Here is a 19,961-nt window from a genome sequence, read left to right on the forward strand (position 1 = left end):
AATGATTTTGAAGCAACCAAAACAGAGGCGAAAACAGGGATGCGCGACCAAGTTTTGTTTGTTGCGTACCCCTGTTTTTCGGCTTTTAAGAATGATTTGACGGGAAAATCGATATGATCATCACGAAGTCCATTTCGAGGTTTGCAAGAAACACGTTGGATACATTGAAAGAAGGCTTGATAATTTAGGCGAGGAAGATCAGTTTTATGTCAAAAATCATCACGAGCCGATTGTTAGTGAGGAAGTATTTGAGCAGGCGCAGGATATATTGCATCGAAGAGGTGAGAATTGCTGCCGCGGCGAGAAAGGCAAGCGGGCTATTTCCTTCTTAATAATTTTAGTGTCTTATAATTCATAACAGCACTAACCGTCAATAAAACTGTGGAACCTGCCAAAACTGACATCATGAGAATGTCCATTGTCCAATCCTCCTAATAAAAGACTTTTCTGAATACAGCATAGCATACTGTAAACACAGTGAAAATTGAAGGTTATCGTCTCCATAAAAGTTCCCCAAAACCGACGAGACTCAGGCATTTACCCTGAGTTTCACTCGGTTTTTTCTTTTCTTTATCCGCAAACAACGAAAAAGCCATCCTCAATTTTTGTTCTTTTACCATCCGTGTTTCGTCCAATACGCTTTTCTTCTTTACACATAAGATAGTTCGAGAATGGTCAAAGGAGGATTTATATGGCGGAACATGTGAAGGTAAGCCCACGTTTCAAACGGCTTTGTACCCAATTTGGAAAAATTTTGGGTGGGGAGTCTGAGATTGAAGAGGGGCCGGTCTGTTTTGTCATGCGAATGACGAATTTAAAAGAGACGATTTTGGGAAGAAAAACGCGCTCCCCTTTGGTTCAAATGCAAATGTTTTCGTTTGAATCTCTCGATAAATCGGGCCGCGCGCTTTGTTTGGGGGAAACTGCCGTTCATCAAAATCAAGTGAATCGATTGATGTCGAATCTCCGCAAACGGGGGATTAAGGTGACTGCAGTGCATAATCACTGGCTCAAGGAAAATCCTCGCTTGCTGTACATGCATTGGGAAGCCATTGAAAATCCGGTTGTGTTTGCGAAAAAAACCAAAGAATCCATTGCATTCTTGGGGTAAAGCAGTGAGCTGGGAAGCGGAATGATTATCTTAAAACGAAAGGCTGGTTTTGTATGGCTGCACACGCGAAAGCAAGTCCCCAATTTAAAAAGCTATGCGATCAATTTTCCGCCATTTTAGGTGGAACCGAGCATGAAATTACAAAAGGTCCGGTTTGTTTTGTTACCAGAAATACGAAACTGACGGCTGAAATTTTAGGGCGGCGGACTACATCTCCGTTGATCCGTTATCAATTGTTCTCGTTTGAATCGTTGGACAGTAAAGGCCGCGCATTGTGTTTAGGGGAAACGGCTCTCTTCCAGAACCAGGTGAACCGATTGCTGTCCAATCTCCGCAAGAACGGGATCAAAGTGACAGCTGTCCATAATCACTGGCTGTTTGAGGAGCCGCGTCTGATGTATATTCACTGGGAGTCGATCGATAATCCCGTTGCATTTGCAAAGAAAGTCAAACGTTCGATCGCCTTTTTAGGCTAAGGAAAGCTCTTCCCCGTCGCTAAGCGGGGCTTTTTCTTTTACGTAGTGAGTAACGGTCAAAAAATCCCCCTTTATGGAGATAGAAAAATAGAATAGAATCGTTGTATTCTTTTACCAGCACAATGCAGCTTAGCGTCAAATAAGCAGAGAGGTTTGGGGATGAGCCATGTACAACGCATTCATTGCATTTATCAGTGTCCTGTTGCTTGGGGGCGTCATTTTTTGGACGGTATGGTGGGAAGGGTCTTGGATGAGCCTTCGGTTCACCAAGTGGTTTTTCATGATCTTCTTCATCGCGGCGGTGATTACCGGGATTTGCACCTATGCGGGAATGATTCAATTTTAGGGAGCTTGGTTTCATGCAGCCGTCGGGTGGGATATGATAGAGGTAACGCAACGAACACCCGAGGAGGGCGTGGAGCATGAATTCGGAAAAGAGCATCATCGACAAGCTGAATCTACGCAAGCATCCGGCAAAGCTCATTCTCAATAAACCGGCCGATGTCACCGATTTTGACGCGGTCGAGTACGACACAACGATTACAAACGATCCGTATGACGTGATCGTGCTGTTTGTGTTCCAGCTCGAGGAGTTTACGAGCAACGTTCAGATGATCATCGACAAACAGCTTGTGGCGGAAAAAGGGTACGTCTACTTTGCGTATCCGAAAAAGAACAATCCGCAATACGATCAATACATCGAGCGGGACAGCTTTTTTCAAAGCGTGCCTGTCGATGAGGACGGATATATTCAAGGCAGCAGCTTGAAGTTTGCCAAAATGGTGAGCCTGAATGACGTGTTTACCATCATCGGCTTGAAAGCAGAGGGAAAGAAAGCGAAAAAGACATCTGCTGCACCAAAAAGCCAATGCGTGGATGATTATATCGAGCACGTGGAAGAGATCAGGGCATTTTTCCAGGAACGGAACAAGGAGATTCTCGACAAATACAACGAGTTGACGCCAGGCTACCAAAAAGACTGGGCGCGCTATGTGTTTAGCGCCAAGAAAAAAGAGACGCAAGAGAAGCGTTTGGCGGAAATGGAGACGGTTTTGGGCGAAGGCTATAAAACGATGGATTTGTACCGGCGGCAGAAGAAGTAGCGCGCGGGGCGCGGGGGCTGTTGTGAAATCTGCGGCAGGAATTCGACTTGCAAAAGCAGGAGGGGCTTTCTATCAAAAGAGAGCCCCTCGTTTCTATTTCTTTTTCCTGGCAGGTGTCCACTTAAAGCCGCAGTTCATACAGCCGTTGACGATTTCATTTCTTCCGGCAAACCCGACAAGGATGCTTACCGGCAGTGATAAACTGAGCGAAATCCAGCAAATGATAGCGATGAATGCGATCAGACCTTCATGAATGGAAAAACCGCTATTGAACATCAAATAAGTTGTTCCAAAAACGCCAATCACCAGCACCAAAAGAGGAAGCAATGCCATCCAGCCAAGAGTTTTGAACATGTTGGCAAAGCTGTAGCCTCGTTTGTTGGCGACGATTTGCGGTGACTTGCATTTCTGGCAGACAACGGCGTTCGCGGTGCCTGTTCCGTTTGGCGGATTTCCTGTTGGCTTTGCCTGAGTGCCTGTTGCCCGATTGGCCTGGGGAGAGGTGGAACGGTTTTGTTGCGTGGGTGTTGGTCTGGTGGTACGCTGTTGCACGCTTGCTTCTCCTCTCTGACTGGAAAGTATGTAAGAAAAAAGGAGCGGCCGACTCGAGCAGCTCCTTTTTTGGTGTTATTGCGGTTTCGCGAGCATAGCAATCAATTGGGCTTGACGGTCTTGCAAAACGGCGGGGGTCCATTTGGTATGCTGCTCGATAAATACTTTATTGGCGTGGAAAGCATCGATCCGTTTTGACAGATAGGTTTTCTTCTTCTGCTCAAAATCCTGGTTGCTTAACGCGCTGTTTTTCTTTTGGCTGATCAGGACCAGATTGGCGATCTTGTTTACCCACTGGTTCCGTTCATCCTCAGTGAAATCGCGTGTCCACTGGCTATGATCCGGCGGATTTTGCGGCAGTACATGTTCAGCCGTGATGTATTGGTAGTTCGACAAGTGAACGGTATTGTCGCCGGATAAATACTCGACCTTCAGCAGCAGGTGCCGCGCATATTGTTTTTTGTAAATGTTTCCGTCGATCGTGCGCGTGAATTCCTCCACGTCGATCGTAAACAACTGGTCGTTCGCCAGCAATTGGTCGGGCTGGTCCGCCGGGGTTTGGTCGATCATTTTCAAAATGCTGTTCATCGCATCCAGACGAATGGTCGGCGTGATCCCGCACACCCAGTCTCCGGTGAACTTGTACTCCAGTTTTTTCAGGAAGAACTCCAGCTCTTTCGTGCCGAATTTGGCGTAATAATGCATCAGCGGCGGAATCCAGTCTTCCGAGCGCAACCCGATTTTCATGATCGTCAGCAAGTTTTTGAAGCTGTTGCTGAGAGTGGTGTTTTGCAGCTCGATGATTTCTTCATAAATCTCATTATACCGATTGATAAAATCGATGGTCTCCTTGCCCAATTGGAGGCGAGGGGTTTGAGGCGGCTTGACTTGGTAAATTTTTTCGTTAAACTCTTCCAGCAAGTTCGCCCGGGCTTTTTCCTGCACGAGGATGGTGCGGATGAATTGCAGGAAACGATCGAAGTCGTCGCCATGCTTGCCTTCAATTTCTTCCCAAATTTTCGCGTACTTGTTTTTTTCCTTTTCTGTCGGCAGCACGCCGATGTTTTGCGATTTCAGGATGTCGGCGTTCGTCAGCGGAATTCCGCGATTATTCAAAATGGTGAACAGGCGGAACGCATCTTCCGTATTTTCGGTCGACACATAAATGAACAGGGCTTTGTTGAAGATGAATTTGACGAACTCTTCCAGGCCGTGATCTTGTTTGATCCGCAGCATTTCCCCGCGCAGGACAGTGATCGCGTTCGCCATGTTGGCGATCGATACGTTGTCGCTGTCCAAGTGGGCTTGCAGCGCAGCGGCATCGGTTGTGCCATCCGGTTTGATCACGAATTGCTGGATGAAATCTTCCACGCTGTCGCGGATTTTATACGTCAGTCTCGTGCGGGAAGGGATGTTTTCGAGCGGGCTTTCTTCCTGAAAGATTTTTTTCTGGAGCGTGCTCTTGTATTGCGGAGTGTCGATGGTATCGCGCAAGACCGCCATCATGAGAAAAAATGTCGTTAATCGCTGCTGGCCGTCAAGCACTTCATACTCGGGGAACGAGCTTTCTTTCCGTTTTTTCAAAACAAGTGAACCGAGGAAATAATCATTCTCGGGCTTGTTTTCAAACGCAAAATACAAGTCATCGACCAGCTCGGTCAGATTGTCCGTTTGCCATACGTATGACCGCTGATACTCCGGGATGAGAAACCAAAAATCCTCGGAAAAAATTTTTTGCAAAATCTCTTTGTTTGCTTCAATCGTTCCTGCTGCCATTGCCACTTCACACTCCGTTACTTGCGTTGGACGAATTTTGGTATATGTATGTGTTACTGATTGCCACTCGTTGATTGCCGAGGCGCTCCCTCCAACCTCTTATAATAGACGATCTTCTCTTCAATGCTCGCGAGGTTTTCCTGCAAGTCACTGATCTGGTTCAAGACGTTTTTGCGATGCGTCTCCAATAACGCCCGCCGTGCGCTGATCGTTGGATCGCCTTGGCTGCGCAGATCGGAAAACGCCTTCATCTCGCTGATCGGCATGCCTGTTGCGCGCAGCCGCATGATAAATTGCAGCCAGGACACGTCGGCTTCCGTATACCGGCGATAGCCGTTTGCGTCGCGGTCGACTCCGGAGAGCAGCCCGATTTTTTCATAATAGCGCAGCGTGTGCACTGAAAGTCCTGTCATCGTCGATATTTGTTGAATTGTGAATTTTTTCATTTCCATAGACCCATTATAGCATAAAAGGTCTTGCCTTAGAGTGCACTCGAAACGATACGATGGTCTCGTTGCAGCAAGTAGAGCCAGGCAACGAGAAAGGGAGGAACGGAAATGGCAAACGAACGGTTTGAACGAGGATGGGCAAAATTGATGGAGGTCGACGGGGAAGGCGGGCAGCGGGTGATCGATTCCTTGCAGGACATTGCGCCGGATCTGGGAGCCTATATCGTGGAATTTGTTTTTGGTGAAATTTATCCAAGGCAGGGGCTGGACTTGAAGCAGCGGCAGCTGGTTACCATTGCTTCGCTTGCGACCCAGGGAGGCTGCGAACCGCAGCTGCATGTCCACATCAACGCTGCTCTCAACGTAGGGCTTACCCCGCAAGAGGTGATTGAAGCCATCACCCACTGCGTTCCGTATGCAGGTTTTCCACGGGCCTTGAATGCGATTTTTGTGGCCAAACGCGTTTTTGCAGAGCGTAACGTGCAGGTGGCGAATTGAGGTAGGCTACTTGGAAGGAAAAAGCTCACATTCTCTCATCGGGATTGGAGCTTTTTTGCTATTTTTTTCAAAAACAGCTTACTCACTGTCCTCGTTCAAACGATAATAAATAAGAGTGACAGCAAAAATAACCGATTACGGTGAAACGGATATGCATTTTCACATCACCCGGTTCTTCTGCTACTATAGTCATAGGAAGAGTCAGGGATTGGGAAAAGGACAAGTAACCATTACTCCATAAAGATGGGAACGGATGAACCGTGAACAGAAAAATCGTTTCCGCCCTGTTGATCGCAGGTGGAATTGCGGCGCTGGCTTTTCCAAAGCTTTCGGAGATGTACGATGACAGCCAGCAGCAGCAGCTGGTGAAAGAATGGCAAGAAAGCCTTCAAAATATTCACAGTGGGGATGATGCTTCGCCGCAAACGCAAACGCAAACGCAGGCACATGAGGCTTTGCAGGAGCAGACGGCCGTCTCACCTGCAGGGAACAGCACAGCTTCTGCTCCCAGTGAAAAAGAGGGCATGGAAGGAATGTTGGTCATCGATAAAATTCAGCTTCGCCTTCCGATCCTGCACGGCGCGACGGACCAAAACATGAAAACGACTGTCGCGAGCATCGCCAATACGGGCAAAGCCGGAGAGGTGGGAAACTATGCAATCGCCGGGCACAGAAGCTATACGTTCGGCAGAAACTTCAATCGTCTCGATGAAATGGCCAAAGGCGACAAGATCGAAGTGGACACCGGGGCGCAAAAATTTGTATACACCGTGACCGAGAAGCTGTATGTGAAGCCGGAGGACGTTTGGGTGCTGGAAGGGAACGGCAAAGATAAAGAGATCACCTTGATTACATGCCACCCGATGGTCAATCCAACCCATCGTCTGATTGTTAAAGGAATACTCACAAATTAGTCTGAAGTCTCATTCACTCGAGGGACAAGTTGTGCTATTCTAAATCTAGAAAACCACATACCATCGGATGACTTTCAACCGATAAAGGCAAATCTAATGAAAATTAGAGACGCAAAGCTATAGGGCCTTCCTTACTTGGTAAGATGGCAGCCAGTTACCGAAAGGAGAGTTTTTTTATGCGTAAATGGCATTTTTCTGTACTTTTTTTCGTCATTTGCTTGATCACAACCCCTGCATTCGCTTTGGCAAGCGTAGCGAATTCGCGCATTGATGCGGGCGAGGCTGACCGTGGAATTGTCAAAGTGCAAGACGATCCGGCCAAGAAAGCAAAGGAAGCGGTCATCATCAGCAAAGATGGCCAACGCTACTATTACAATATGAATGCAAACAATCGTTTCCCGCTGCAACTGGGGGACGGTACCTATACCGTTTCGGTTGTGGAAAATGTTGCGGGCAACAAATACAAGATGGTTGAAAAGAAAGAAGTCGTCCTTGCAGGAGCCAACGAGCAAGCGGTGTTTTTGCAGCCGATTCAGATGATTTACTGGAATGACTCGATGCAGGCGATCGCCAAAGCGAAAGAATTGACGAAGGCTGCAAAAAGCGATAAGGAAAAGATCGAGGCGATCTATCGTTACCTTATCACCAACTACAGCTACGATTATCCGAAAGCGGAGACGCTCGCCAACGATTACATCCCGTCAATCGAAGCGACGTGGGCAAGCAAAAAAGGCATTTGCTATGATTTCGCCTCGATGTTTGCAGCCATGCTGCGCAGCCAGGGGATACCGGCCAAGCTGATGATGGGGCGAAAAAATGACGTGACACAATACCATGCCTGGAACGAGGTTTACATAAAAGAAACGAATCAATGGGTCACGATTGATACGACCTACGATTCGATTGTCATGAAGAGCAAAAAGGCGCCGGTGATGATAAAAGATAAGCGCGAGTATCAGGCGGACAAGCAGTTTTAATCGAATACGCGCCGGCTTACAGCCGCTCACTCTCCTTAGGGAGACTGGGCGGCTTTTTGCTAGTTCAGAATTTGTTCAGAGTGATTTAGTACCTTGGTACATAGCACTCATGCGAGCAACAGAAAAAGAGATGGGTGGTGGAGAGGAGTGGGAAGCAAAAGGCAACGATCATGTGTCACGGTGTTGCCGCAGCGAAATAGTGATGGTGCCGATTTTTTTCACCCGATTTCAGCAGGAGCCAACGACATGTGAACCAAGAAAACACAGCATAGTGAGGTGAACGTTCTTGGTATGAGAACACGCAGAAACATGTTCTGCTCTTTCCTGGCAGTAGCTTTGGTTCTCAATCTCTTGCTGCCTGCTGCCTTCGTCAGCGCTGGTATGCCGGGTCATTCCGGGATCGCAAGCGCGGAGGGGATCACCGGGAATGAATCAGGCGATCCGGGCGGGGGAACCGATAATGGGACGCCCCCGCCATCTGATTCAGGGAATCCGGGGACAGGCACGGGAGACGGAGGGACAACGCCGCCGCCCGACCCAACGAATCCGGGGACAGGCGCGGGAGACGGGGGGACAACGCCACCGCCCGACCCAGCGAATCCGGGGACAGGCGCGGGAGACGGAGGGACAACGCCACCGCCCGACCCAGCGAATCCGGGGACAGGCACGGGAGACGGAGGGACAACGCCCCCCGCCCGACCCAGCGAATCCGGGGACAGGCACGGGAGACGGAGGGACAACGCCCCCGCCCGACCCGACGAATCCGGGGACAGGCACGGGAGACGGAGGGACGACTCCACCGCCCGACCCAACGAATCCGGGGACAGGCACGGGAGACGGAGGGACGACTCCACCGCCCGATCCAGCGAATCCGGGGACAGGCGCGGGAGACGGAGGAACAACGCCGCCGCCCGACCCAGCGAACCCGGGGACACCGCCTGCACCCGACCCGGGAACACCGCCCACACCGCCCGTCAATCAGCCTTCCGACGGTCCGATCACAGAAAATATCATCACCAGTGTGGTCATCAAAGATAAGGATGGCAACCGGATCGATGAAGTTCGCCCTGATCAAGGAGCTCGCGTAGAGGTGTATCTCACATGGAAGTTGCCGGATGGGCATACGTACAAGGCAGGCTCCACGTTTACATTCCAGCTTCCTGACAAGTTCAAGGTCGAAAAGGAGTTGGACGGAAATCTTGCCGGTGGCTTCGGGACATATCTGGTGACGCCAGAAGGCGAGGTCACGTTCACATTCTCCGATATGATTGAGGATGAAGAAGTGGAGGGCTACTTCTCGGCATGGCGCCAATTTGACGAGGGCAAGTTCGATGGCGGGACAAAGCAGGAGATCGAGTTCCTTTTCCAAGGGGACTCTGTAACCATTCCGGTCCACTTCAAAACCAATGGAAACACGGGAATGGTGAAGAGCGGCACAGCCAACAAAGGCATGAACCCCAGTGAAATCAGCTGGGTCGTCGATTTCAATCAGGATGAAAGCGAGATCAAGAACGCTGTGTTCACCGACCGCCTGCCGGACGGGCTGGAGTTCGTGGCGGGCTCGCTTCAAGTCCGCGAGCTGAACGTCCAGTTGAACGGAAGCGTGATCGAGGGCGCTCCTGTTGCCGTGACCCCCGTCATGCTTGACGTTCCGGAAAATGGCTTCAAGTTGACTTTAGGCGATACCAGCAAGGCTTATCGCGTAACCTACACGACTGCCATCAAGAAGACGGTCGATACAACGTATACGAATACTGCGACAGTTCAGGGAGACAACCTGACGACCCCATTGGAAAAAACGGCCTCTGTCGCCGTGCGATACAGCAAACCGCTCGACAAAAAATCGATTGATTACCAATCCTCCACGCAGACGATCACATGGGCGATTCAGTACAACTACAATGAACAAACGATCGCACAAACGGATGCATGGATTGAAGACTCATTCGACGTCACACATCAGGAGCTGGTCGACGGAACATTCAGCGTGTATGAGATGGCAATCGATAACAACGGCAACGCTTCTCGCAAATCAGGCACGCCGCTTGCCGAAGGGACCGATTATGTTGTCACGAAGACAAGCTACGGCTATAAGCTGGAGTTCCAGCAGGACATCAACGCCGCTTATGAAATCAGCTACAAGACGCGGGCCATCAATCGTGTCCATGAAGACAGCTATCCGGTAACCAACTCGGTCAAAATGTATGACGGCACGAAAAAAGACACGACGCAAAACATCAAGCAGGTTATTTTCTGGAAGTATGCGGGGCCGGTCGATTTTGCCGCGAAGACGATCCAGTGGAAGCTGACGCTCAATGATGACAACAAGAGCATGGAAAATGTGATCATCACGGACAGTTTCGCCGATCAAGGGCTGGCGTTTCTGCCAGACACGCTGCAAATCACAGGGTTGACGGCAGGAGTCGACTATCAGGTCGAGGAGAATCCGGATTACAGCAAAGGAATCAAAATCACCTTCCTGAAAAATCCGCTCACGAACAGCTGCACGATCACGTACAAAACGAGATTTGACCCGACATACTTCGATCCGGACAAGATCAAGACGGTTCAGTACAAAAATAAGGCCGTGCTGACATGGGACGAAAACGGCACGCCGCAAGTGCCGATCACCAAATCAGCGACAGTCGATATGGATAATTACACGAAAGAGAATGGTAACAAAACCGGCTCTTATGACGCCAGGACAAAGCTTATCACCTGGACCATCGATGTGAACTACAACCAGCACAACCTCGCGGACGCGATCGTGCGCGACTTTTATTCCGGCAAGCAAAAAATGGTGGCCAATTCATTGACCGTCAATCGCTTGACGTTAAAAGGAAACGCCAATGGTGTAATCGTCGGTGCATTGGTGCCCGCAACGGATTATACCGTCGATTACACGGTGACGGATGCAGACGAGCAAGAAGGCTTCGAGCTGAAGCTGGGGCCGATCAACTCAGCTTATCGCATCACGTACCAGACGACGCTCGAGGGGTACCCGGTTGTAGCGGAATACAAGAATGGAGCTACTTTGCGTGATGGCGCTGCTCCCGACAAGGTGCTGTTCAAGAAGTCGGCAAGCGTCAAGCCGCGTTTCGGCGATGAGTTCGTCAATAAAACCGGCAAGCAGGGTACGGGCGCAGATGTAGAATTCGCCTTCTGGCATGTCGACATCAACCGCAGCCAGTCGGACATTGAGGCTGGGGCTACCTTGACCGACACGCTGTCGCCGAATCAAATCCTGGTTCCCGATTCGTTCAAGCTGTATCAGACTAAGGTCGCACAAGACGGATCGCTCACCATGGGTGGGCTCGTGGACAGCGGAGAGTACACGGTGACAGTAGCCGGAAACACGTTTACGCTTACCTTCAAAAACAAGCTGCGCACCGCATACATGCTCGAGTACAAATCGTTCATCAATGCGGATAATGGCGAGACGGTCAGCAACAGCGTCAAATTCGCCGGACAGTCAGTCGGCACCGTCAACCAGGGAGGCGGAGGGAACTTCCAAACCCGTTTCTCGGGAGCGGAAGGCGGCGCAAACATTCTGGGCAAAGGAAATCTGAAGATCATCAAAGTCGATGCCGACACGGGCGAGCGTTTGGCGGGAGCGACCTTTGGTCTTTATGACAAGACGGGCAGCACATTGCTTGCCACGGCTGTTACCGATCAAAACGGTGAGGCCACCTTTGAAAAGTACAAGTTCAAAACGTACGTGATCAAAGAGCTGTCAGCACCATCCGGTTACGTGATTCCGGACGAGTATAAAAATGGCAAGCTGTACGTGTTTGATGCTACACATACGGAAGTGCAAGTCGCGAACCAAAAAGGCGTCTGGGATTTTGAACTGACGAAGGTTGACGCTGCGGACGCGACGAAAACATTGCCAGGTGCCGTTTTCAAACTCCAGCAGAAGAAAAATGGAGCTTTTGAAGATGTGGCGGAATTCGCGGAACTCACGACGAACGCGAACGGAAAAGTGTTCCTGCCGAAACTGGAACCAGGCGATTATCAACTGATTGAAACGAAAGCACCGCGAGGCTATAAAATAGATCAAACGCCGATTCCGTTTACGATTGATCCGAGCCAGACCGCGCCCAAAACCGCTACGATGAAAAATGAGAGCAGTGTCGGTTCTGTGGAATTGCTGAAGGTCGATCGCTTTGACAGCCGGACCGTTTTGGCAGGGGCAGTATTCGAGCTGCAGGATGCGGACGGCAAGCCTGTAAAGAGCGGCTTGACCACAGATCAGGACGGCAAGGTGCTGGTGGAGCAGCTGAAGGCAGGAAGCTATCAGTTCGTTGAAACAACAGCTCCGCAAGACTATGTGCTGGACAACACGCCATTGAAATTCGAAATCGTGGACGACGGCGTGGTTGTGAAACTCACATTTGCCAACAAACTGATCCCGGGTTCGGTCAAGCTGACGAAAGTGGAGGCTGGACGTCCCGGTGTGAAGCTGGAAGGAGCGAAATTCCGACTCCTCGATGAGCAGAAAAATCCGCTGAAAGACGAAAACGGCGATGAGCTGGCCGTTTTGACCACGGATAAAAACGGTGAGCTTGCAGTTACGGATCTCAGACCTGGCAATTACTTTTTCCAAGAAGTTAGTGCACCGATCGGTTATCTCATCAAGACGGAACTGATTGCGTTCACCGTTGCCCAAAACCGTGAAACGACCGTGACAGTGGAAAACATCCGCTATAACGGTGGGGGCGGCGGAGGAGGTGGAGGCGGAGGCGGTGGAACAGAGCCGAAACCGCCGGTAGAGCCGCCGGTAGAACCGCCTGTAAATCCGCCGGTAGATCCGCCAGTAGAACCGCCGGTTGAGCCACCGGTAGAACCGCCAGTCGATCCGCCCGTAGAACCGCCGGTCAATCCGCCAGTCGATCCGAAACCGGACAAACCGGACAACCCCGACAGGCCGGATAAACCGGACAAGCCAAGTCAACCAGACACACCGGGACCGGAACAGCCGAGTCAGCCTGAGCCAGGCCAACCGGACACTCCGTTAACCCCGATCACACCGACACCCGTACAGCCAGGCGCCAAGCCAGGAACAGCGACCGGAACAGGTACAACGCCACCTGAAGACTTGATTGACGTCGATCTTCAGGCGCCGGCAGGCGGAAACAAGCCGGAGAATAACGGCACAGGCACAGGTCATAAAACCGCTGCGAAGCCAGCGGGCCAGGTGCTGCCGAAAACCGGCGAAGAGAGCCATTTGCCACTGCAGGTTCTCGGTGTGAGCCTGATTTTGCTGGGCATTGGTATCGCGAACAGGAAGAAACTGAAGCAACGGAACTAACTCAACACGAAAAAGATGACTTCTGTAACCAGTGCAGAAGTCATCTTTTTTCTACTTCGACCCGTTCTTCAACCCAAAATCGCCCGCACGCCCTCGGCATTGACCACCCGAATGGTGCTGCGTCCCGCAAGCTCGATCAGCCCTTGCTGCCTCCATTTTTGCAAAATCTTGTTCACGGTAATCCGCGACGTGTCGATGTAGCGGGCGAACGATGTCTGGTCGATCGGGACGTGCTCATCGCCGTGGACTGCGGTCAGCTTCAGCAAAAAGTTGGCCATTTGCTGCTCGACCGGGCTGTCTTGGAAGGCGATGATCTCGGCGAGGAGTCGTACTTTGAAGATTTGTGAATTGGTAAACAGTATGGCTGCATGCGGATGATCACGGCAGACGCGGGATAAGGCATCGTCGGAAAAAAAGTGCAGTACGGACGGGGAGGTGGTGATGGCCGATGTCAGGTAGGTGCCGTTATAGGCGCCATGCTCCCCGAACAATCCGCCGGCAGGGACGTAATCGATGGTTCGCTCATGGCCGTTGTCCGACAGCAGCGTGATCTTCACACCCCCCTTATCAAGATAATAAAACCCTTTTCCGGTTTCCCCTTGGCTGTAAACGGTCGTATGTTTACTGATTTCCAGCTTTTTGCCATACAGTAAGAATGGGGTCCATTGATAGCGCAAGTTCGCCATTTTGATCGCCGCTCCTTTGCAAACATCTGTCGCCAGACGGTTATACCGTTTGGATCGCCTGGCTTTCGACCAGCAGTGGCTTCAGCCGTTCGGGGCGCTTGATGACAAAGGTTCGGTTGCGCAGCTCAATGATGTCGTCTTCTTTCCATTTTTTCAGGATTTTGTAGACGGTGATCCTGGTGAGTCCGGCGCAATCGGCAAGCTCTTGCTGGGTGAGAGGGACTTCGTGGTTTTTGAAATCCTCGCAAATGTTGAGCAGGAGACGGGCGATCTGCTCTTCCGAAGTAAGCGCTTTCAAGTTTATCGCGTTTAGCAGGATGCGCATTTTTTGGTTGACGGTTTGGGTTAAGAGCGACAGCAATTCGGGGCGAACTTTCAGCATGTCGAGAAATTGAGCACAGGAGAAGTGGTAGACAACTGCATGCTTGACGGCGATGGCTGTGGTGAAGTGCAATTGCTGGTCCATGGACTGCAGTCCCATGATTTGACCGGGGACCACGATGTTGAGCAGGCGGTCGTTCCCTTTGACGGTTGAGGTAACGATTTTCACCAAGCCTTTATGCAGGTAGTAAAAGCCTTCCCCCATGGTTCCTTGCCTGTAGATGGCCGATTTTGCCTTGAAAAATTGACGGGTGCCGAACTCCAAGAACGTTTCCCATTTCATATCGGTTTCAAATGGGGATACCATGATCAACGCTCCTTCCCACACAATGATCGAACCCAGGCAGGCTGTTCTTTTCATGATATTGCCTGCGCGCAGGTAACATGAGTGGAGTCTGTGGTGTCCAAAAAACAATTATCGCAATTATATAAAAATACGATCATACATCACAATATGCCTGCTGGGAAATGCCCTGTTTTTCCAGAAAAAATCGAAATCATGTTAACTGATTTACACTTCCGGGGAAAACTCGCAAACAGCGGTTACTTTTTCGGCGATGACGTTAAGCAGGCTACAATGTTCAAAATCGTCAGATATTATAATGCAATCATCCAAACCATCTAACAGGGGGAAAGCACGATGGGAATCCGCACTGGTGCCCAGTACATCAAAGGCTTGAAATCCCGGCAGCCGGAAATTTGGCTGCAAGGGCGAAGAGTGACGAACGTGTGTGAGGAAGCCGTTTTTCGGCAGCCGATCCTTGAAATTGCGAAGCTTTATGATATGCAGCACGATGAGGAGTACCAGGAGCAGATTACGCACATTTGCGAGGAGACCGGCGAACGGGTCAATAACGCATTCCTCGTCGTCAAAACGCCGGCCGATCTGCAGGCAAGACGCGCGCTGTATGAAGCGTATGCCCGTGCCACCTTCGGGTTGATGGGCAGAACGCCGGACTTCCTCAATGTTGTGCTGACGTCTTTGTACCACAACGCCTCGTTTTTGGAAAAGTATAATCCGCAATGGGCGGAAAATGCGCGAAATTATTACAAACATGTGCGGGATAACGATCTGTTTTTGACCCATGCGATCATCAATCCGCAAAATGACCGCAGCAAGTCATCGCACGAGCAGCAGGATGTATATACGCATCTTGGCGCCGTAAGGGAAACAGAGGAAGGGCTGATCGTCAGAGGCGCCAAAATGCTGGCGACGCTTGCGCCGATCACGGATGAAGTGATCATTTATTCGTTCCCGGGCTTCAAGCCGGGGGATGAGCGGTATGCGCTCGCGTTCGCCCTGCCGATCGATACGCCGGGCCTGCGCATCATTTGCCGGGAGCCGATGCAGGATGGGACCCGATCCGTCTATGACCATCCGCTGGCATCGCGCTTTGAGGAGATGGACGCGGTGCTCGTGTTTGACGACGTGCTGGTGCCGTGGGATCGCCTGTTTTTGTACAACAACGTGGAAGCGGCGAACCTCCTGTATCCGCAGACGGGCATCGGGCAGCAGCCTGCGCACCAGACAGGTGTGAGGGGCTTGCTAAAGCTGCAATTCGCCACAGAGGTAGCGATGCGGCTCGCCGACTCGATCGGCGTGGACGTATTTCTGAATGTCCAAAATGATCTGGGCGAGCTGGCGCAGTCGCTGGAATCCATTCGGGCGCTGCTGAAGGTTGCCGAGCAGGAGTACGACATCTTGCCGTCGGGTGAGCTGATGCCGGGGTACGTGCCGCTCGAAACGATCCGCGGGCTTCTCCCGAAATTGTATCCGCGCGCGATCGAGGTCATGCAGATCATCGGCGCAGGCGGGCTGCTCATGTCTCCGACCGATAGCGATATGGAGCATCCGGACCTGGCGGCAGATATGCAGAAATATTACGCGGGACGAGAAGGAATCTCCGGCACAGAAAGGGTTCGTCTGTTCAAGCTGGCATGGGATCTGTGCGGCGAAGCGTTCGGGCAGCGGCTGCTGCAATATGAACGCTACTATACGGGCGATCCGCTCCGCAAACGTGCGATTTTTTACAACAACTTCAAACGTGTGCACGCTTGTTCCCTGGTCGACGAGGCACTCAGCGTGTATCAGGCAAAAATCGAGACCGGATCGGAGACGATTCCGCAGTAGGACAGAAAATTGAGTGGCCTTGTTCGCAAGGTATTGCAGACGCCAATGAGATTTGGCGTCTTTTTTTGTCGTTACAAGTTGTATATCGCGAGTGACTCTAGTATTTACATGCCATGATGCCACGACCTTTTTGCTACTATTAAGAAGAGATGCACGAAAATACATGAGGGTGGCACATACATGATTGATCCAGTAATCATTGACTATATCAACAGGTTCATCATAAAAAAATCAGAACAACTTGATCCCGATCGAAATACAATGCCGGATTCTCCGTTTGTTGATGTAAAGATAATCAGGCGGACCGAAAGAACGTATCGCGTTGCAGGTATTCTTACGCTTTCTCCTAACGGTTGCAATCCTTTGGAAGAATCTCCTGATGAGGAGCTGCGGAAGCTGTCTCTTTCTCCAAGAAAGAGAGTTACGCTGGATGATCACAATCCGCTTACCCTCCGATGGTTGGAGAACGGGTGGATTATCAAGGAAATTCGGTTTCAGAAGGATGAAAAAACGGTTGATTCCATGCAGTATCGGATGGGATTTCGTTATTACAAATACGAAGCGGAGCAAATGCAGAACAAACAAAATGCGATGCTGCAAATGTTTCAAGGCTGGAAAGAGAATGCGGCATCGCTCGCGAGCAGCTTTGAACCGGAAGGAACCAAATACAAGAGAAATTTGCTGCGGATCAGTAGCAATATACGCGAGATGAAAGCCCAAGGACTCCAAGGTTTGCATGTATCCCCGCTTTTCCCCGAAAAGTGGTCGATCACGAAACGGTTGAAATTTCTTCATTTTGCAGTAGCTTTCATACAGGTTTGCCATGAAAAAGCTGTTTTTGACTGGAAAGAAATCGGCGCGCATTATTACAAGGAGATCGGGGGATCGAAAGCATTTGATTTGGAGAAAGACGACTTTATCGCTCAATTGGAGGAGTGGGCGCAATGTCCAGCCGTTTCCCTCGGCCTCACGAGTTTGGGCACGATCACACCGCTTTTCTTTTCGGGGCAGATGACGGGCCGGTATTCTGCCTACCAGTTTGGACCTGTCCATGCGTTAACCGATCTGTCGATTTCGGATGAAGCTTATACGACGGAAGTTGAAACGCTGTGGCTGGTTGAAAATCGGGGCGTATTGACCCGGATTGCGGCTGAAAATGGTTTTTTAATGAAGACGAATTCGCTTGCGATCTGTGTCGATGGGCATCTGCGAACATCGCACAGGACATGCATTCAGCAGCTTTTGCAAAATAGTTCAATTGTGCAAGTCATCATATGGAGTGACTATGACCCCGATGGTGTAAAAATCGCGAAGGAATTATATGAGGCTGTTTCACCATGTGGAAAATTTGCCATAAAGTGGGTCACCCACGAACTGGAGGTAATGGAAAGCTGGCAGCATTATGAGGAATATATGACGACGCTTTTGCAGCATCGAGCGGTGGAACAGGAGCAAGTTTTGGGAGGTGTGGAAGATTGGAAAAAGTGGATCGCCCGTTAGTATCTGTTTTCCAAGGGGATGAAGCGGCTCCCGAGATTATGCAGTCGATGCGGGATATCGCTTCTTTGGCAGGAGTATTAGGCGATTTGGGATCGCAAAATGCTTTTCAGTCTCCCGCCCAAATTTTGCGCTTCCTCCGCTTGATTCAATTGTTTAACGAAGAGGCGCTTGGTCTTGATGATCCGATTGAAAATGCGGATACCGTTTATTATCGCTATCGTAACCGTTACCGCGATCCAGAACCGCCAACCAAAAAGACTGTTGAGCAAGTGATCAATATTCTTGTCAAATACAACTGGATTTCCAAGCAGTCACGTCAGTTAAAAATGCGAGATGTTGGAAAACGAATGATGGATGCCTTGCTCCGTCTGGCGAACGATTCCATGGCTTACTATATGCATGATGATATCGGGCGCTCCCTTTTTCAAGCGAGACGCGATGCTGAGCTAAGTGAAGCCTACGATGACCACGGAATCTCCGGCGGCAACAAGATCGCAAGCATGATCCGCAATGTTGAAAACGCGATTTTATTGATGAAAGAACGCGAATTGGAGATGCTGGCTGACCGGAATGCGTTGCAGCAGCTTGAGCTTATCCATCATTTAATGGAGGAGCTTGAGATGAAATTGCAAGAGCGGTTTCGTCACTTTCAAACGGTAGAAGATAGCCTGGTTCTGGCGAATGTCATGCAAAAAGGAACAGCGGTTTTGGCCGAAGGAACCAACTTGAGCCTCGGGATGATCAGCAAGTATTTGAAGTTCACGCATATGCAAAAAACACCCTTTTCCACGACGATTCAACCCGAAAAGGTACGCGCGTTCATCGGGCAGATGTTCGATCCACCGCTTGATTCCGATGTCCCGAACGTCTATCAATTGTTGAGCTTTATGGAACAGGGGCAGTATGAGGATGAGTCAGTTGATGGATTATGGATTCCCGTCAAATTTGCCGCCCCTTTGCCTGCGGTAGCCATTGAAGAAGCGTTACACTATTTGGAAACGTATGAACCTTTGGTCGAACCGATGGACGAAACGGAAGATGACACCGTTTTTCTCGCAGAAGAAATATCGATCGATGAAATGGAAGAAATGATGGGTCAATCAAAATGGCTGTTAACGAAATCGATGATTGAAACGGAAGAAATCGAGTCCTATTTGGACAACCGTGAAGAAGCATTGATTGAACAAGTCGTGATTGAAGCAACTTCGGCTCAGTGGAGCGATGCGGTAAATGCGCTGACTGCAATTTCGGCTTTGGTCGGAAGCAAAAAAATTGCGCTCAAGACAACGGGGCAAAAAGAACTGCCTGCATATAAGAGAAAATGGGAGTGGATGAATCATGAAGATCGAGCAACCATCATCCGAAAACGAACAAATCGAACAAAACAGGAGGGGGACGACAAACGATCATGATGACATCAACGCGAATCCCTTAAATGTAATGCAGTTGGTAAAAGGAGTTTTAACGGAAGAAGAGGAGCTTGCCTTTATGAACATTCTGTTCTCGTCTTCGGCCTCCATACGTTCCGGCAACTTTGGTCTTTCCAGAAAAGAGGTGGAGAAGCAGCTTCACATCCAAGGGGATGATGAAAAATTCAACTCATTTCTCACTCGGATCAATCAGGCGGTAAGCCGTTATTTTAAAGTGATCTATGATGAAAAGCGCGATCAACTTATCGCGTTGATGCGCGTTCCGGCTCGAGCCGCCCGCAACACATTGACGAAGGAAAGCTTGGCGATCCTCTTGTATATGTTTTATCAGCAGGAAGTGTTGCAGCATGAATTTACATTGTTTGATCAATTGCTGAATGCGTTTGGACATGAAACGACCAAAGCCAATCAGCGGATTTTGTTGAATATCGACCCTTTGCGAAAAATTGGTGCGATTGAAGACTATGATACCCACTCACAAGAGAAAGCCTATCAGCTGACAGCAATTGGCGTCCATCTGTTTTCGGATTCCTTTTTGCGGCGTACAGCCGAGTTCAGCCAATCCCATCAATTGAACAAAGAAGAAGTATTGAAATTTTTCAGGCGCTATAACCTTTATCAGAAGGGAGAAAACGAATGATTCCATGGCGGCTTACATTTTCGGGA

At 50.0% G+C, this 19,961-nt stretch carries 18 protein-coding genes and 1 riboswitch; of the genes, 13 read left to right on the forward strand and 5 right to left on the reverse strand.

Annotated elements, in window-relative coordinates; genetic code table 11:
* Window positions 1-163: 163 nt before the first annotated feature.
* The 4 genes from ACTID9_RS03620 to ACTID9_RS03635 all read left to right on the forward strand — a co-directional run bounded on the left by ACTID9_RS03620 (window position 164) and on the right by ACTID9_RS03635 (window position 2,690).
* Window positions 164-358 carry a recombinase family protein gene (locus ACTID9_RS03620; protein ID WP_441072392.1) on the forward strand — a complete coding sequence of 65 codons (195 nt, stop codon included), beginning with the start codon at window positions 164-166 and terminating at the stop codon, window positions 356-358.
* Window positions 359-691: 333 nt separating this feature from the next.
* A complete protein-coding gene (locus tag ACTID9_RS03625; protein WP_441069868.1) occupies window positions 692-1,111 on the forward strand; it encodes a DUF1259 domain-containing protein in 420 nt (139 codons plus the stop codon).
* Between the two features lie 53 nt (window positions 1,112-1,164).
* On the forward strand, window positions 1,165-1,587 hold the full coding sequence (locus ACTID9_RS03630) for a DUF1259 domain-containing protein (protein ID WP_441069869.1): 423 nt from the start codon (window positions 1,165-1,167) through the stop codon (window positions 1,585-1,587).
* Between the two features lie 422 nt (window positions 1,588-2,009).
* A complete protein-coding gene (locus ACTID9_RS03635; RefSeq protein ID WP_441069870.1) occupies window positions 2,010-2,690 on the forward strand; it encodes a YdeI/OmpD-associated family protein in 681 nt (226 codons plus the stop codon).
* A 93-nt stretch (window positions 2,691-2,783) separates the two neighbouring features.
* Here the strand turns inward: ACTID9_RS03635 and ACTID9_RS03640 are convergent, their stop codons facing one another.
* The 3 genes from ACTID9_RS03640 to ACTID9_RS03650 all read right to left on the reverse strand — a co-directional run bounded on the left by ACTID9_RS03640 (window position 2,784) and on the right by ACTID9_RS03650 (window position 5,464).
* The gene (locus ACTID9_RS03640) at window positions 2,784-3,242 is read right to left on the reverse strand and encodes a hypothetical protein (protein WP_441069871.1); all 459 of its coding nucleotides are present in this window, start codon (window positions 3,240-3,242) and stop codon (window positions 2,784-2,786) included.
* A gap of 75 nt (window positions 3,243-3,317) precedes the next feature.
* Window positions 3,318-5,018: a DUF262 domain-containing protein gene (locus tag ACTID9_RS03645; protein ID WP_441072394.1), complete on the reverse strand. Its 1,701-nt coding sequence runs from the start codon at window positions 5,016-5,018 to the stop codon at window positions 3,318-3,320.
* A gap of 53 nt (window positions 5,019-5,071) precedes the next feature.
* A complete protein-coding gene (locus tag ACTID9_RS03650) occupies window positions 5,072-5,464 on the reverse strand; it encodes a MerR family transcriptional regulator (protein ID WP_441069872.1) in 393 nt (130 codons plus the stop codon).
* A gap of 111 nt (window positions 5,465-5,575) precedes the next feature.
* Between ACTID9_RS03650 and ACTID9_RS03655 the strand changes: the two genes are divergently transcribed.
* The 4 genes from ACTID9_RS03655 (at window position 5,576) to ACTID9_RS03670 (ending at window position 13,167) form a co-directional block, all read left to right on the forward strand.
* Window positions 5,576-5,965, forward strand: coding sequence for a carboxymuconolactone decarboxylase family protein (locus ACTID9_RS03655; protein ID WP_441069873.1), 390 nt, complete (start codon window positions 5,576-5,578; stop codon window positions 5,963-5,965).
* 260 nt (window positions 5,966-6,225) lie between these two features.
* A complete protein-coding gene (locus tag ACTID9_RS03660) occupies window positions 6,226-6,879 on the forward strand; it encodes a class D sortase (protein ID WP_441069874.1) in 654 nt (217 codons plus the stop codon).
* A gap of 76 nt (window positions 6,880-6,955) precedes the next feature.
* Window positions 6,956-7,041: riboswitch (cyclic di-GMP riboswitch) on the forward strand.
* Between the two features lie 14 nt (window positions 7,042-7,055).
* Window positions 7,056-7,856 (forward strand): transglutaminase-like domain-containing protein, encoded by an 801-nt coding sequence (locus ACTID9_RS03665; RefSeq protein WP_441069875.1) that lies wholly within the window; start codon window positions 7,056-7,058, stop codon window positions 7,854-7,856.
* A gap of 427 nt (window positions 7,857-8,283) precedes the next feature.
* Window positions 8,284-13,167: a collagen binding domain-containing protein gene (locus tag ACTID9_RS03670; protein WP_441069876.1), complete on the forward strand. Its 4,884-nt coding sequence runs from the start codon at window positions 8,284-8,286 to the stop codon at window positions 13,165-13,167.
* Between the two features lie 68 nt (window positions 13,168-13,235).
* Here the strand turns inward: ACTID9_RS03670 and ACTID9_RS03675 are convergent, their stop codons facing one another.
* Complete coding sequence (locus ACTID9_RS03675) at window positions 13,236-13,853, reverse strand: Crp/Fnr family transcriptional regulator (RefSeq protein WP_441069877.1); 618 nt, start codon at window positions 13,851-13,853, stop codon at window positions 13,236-13,238.
* Between the two features lie 40 nt (window positions 13,854-13,893).
* Window positions 13,894-14,541 (reverse strand): Crp/Fnr family transcriptional regulator, encoded by a 648-nt coding sequence (locus tag ACTID9_RS03680; RefSeq protein ID WP_441069878.1) that lies wholly within the window; start codon window positions 14,539-14,541, stop codon window positions 13,894-13,896.
* Between the two features lie 93 nt (window positions 14,542-14,634).
* Here ACTID9_RS03680 and ACTID9_RS03685 point away from each other — a divergent pair, with 93 nt between their 5' ends.
* From ACTID9_RS03685 to ACTID9_RS03705, 5 genes are all read left to right on the forward strand, one after another.
* On the forward strand, window positions 14,635-14,859 hold the full coding sequence (locus ACTID9_RS03685) for a hypothetical protein (protein ID WP_441069879.1): 225 nt from the start codon (window positions 14,635-14,637) through the stop codon (window positions 14,857-14,859).
* Window positions 14,860-14,874: 15 nt separating this feature from the next.
* Complete coding sequence (locus ACTID9_RS03690; protein WP_441069880.1) at window positions 14,875-16,365, forward strand: 4-hydroxyphenylacetate 3-hydroxylase family protein; 1,491 nt, start codon at window positions 14,875-14,877, stop codon at window positions 16,363-16,365.
* A gap of 363 nt (window positions 16,366-16,728) precedes the next feature.
* On the forward strand, window positions 16,729-17,865 hold the full coding sequence (locus tag ACTID9_RS03695; protein WP_441069881.1) for a DUF2399 domain-containing protein: 1,137 nt from the start codon (window positions 16,729-16,731) through the stop codon (window positions 17,863-17,865).
* Window positions 17,841-19,277, forward strand: a complete 1,437-nt coding sequence (locus ACTID9_RS03700; RefSeq protein ID WP_441069882.1) for a hypothetical protein — start codon at window positions 17,841-17,843, stop codon at window positions 19,275-19,277. Before ACTID9_RS03695 ends, ACTID9_RS03700 begins: the two co-directional genes overlap by 25 nt.
* A 28-nt stretch (window positions 19,278-19,305) precedes the next feature.
* A complete protein-coding gene (locus ACTID9_RS03705; RefSeq protein ID WP_441072395.1) occupies window positions 19,306-19,935 on the forward strand; it encodes a hypothetical protein in 630 nt (209 codons plus the stop codon).
* The last annotated feature ends 26 nt before the right edge of the window (window positions 19,936-19,961 follow it).

It is taken from the genome of Brevibacillus fluminis, from assembly GCF_052072235.1.
Taxonomy (GTDB): Bacteria; Bacillota; Bacilli; order Brevibacillales; family Brevibacillaceae; genus Brevibacillus_D; species Brevibacillus_D fluminis_A.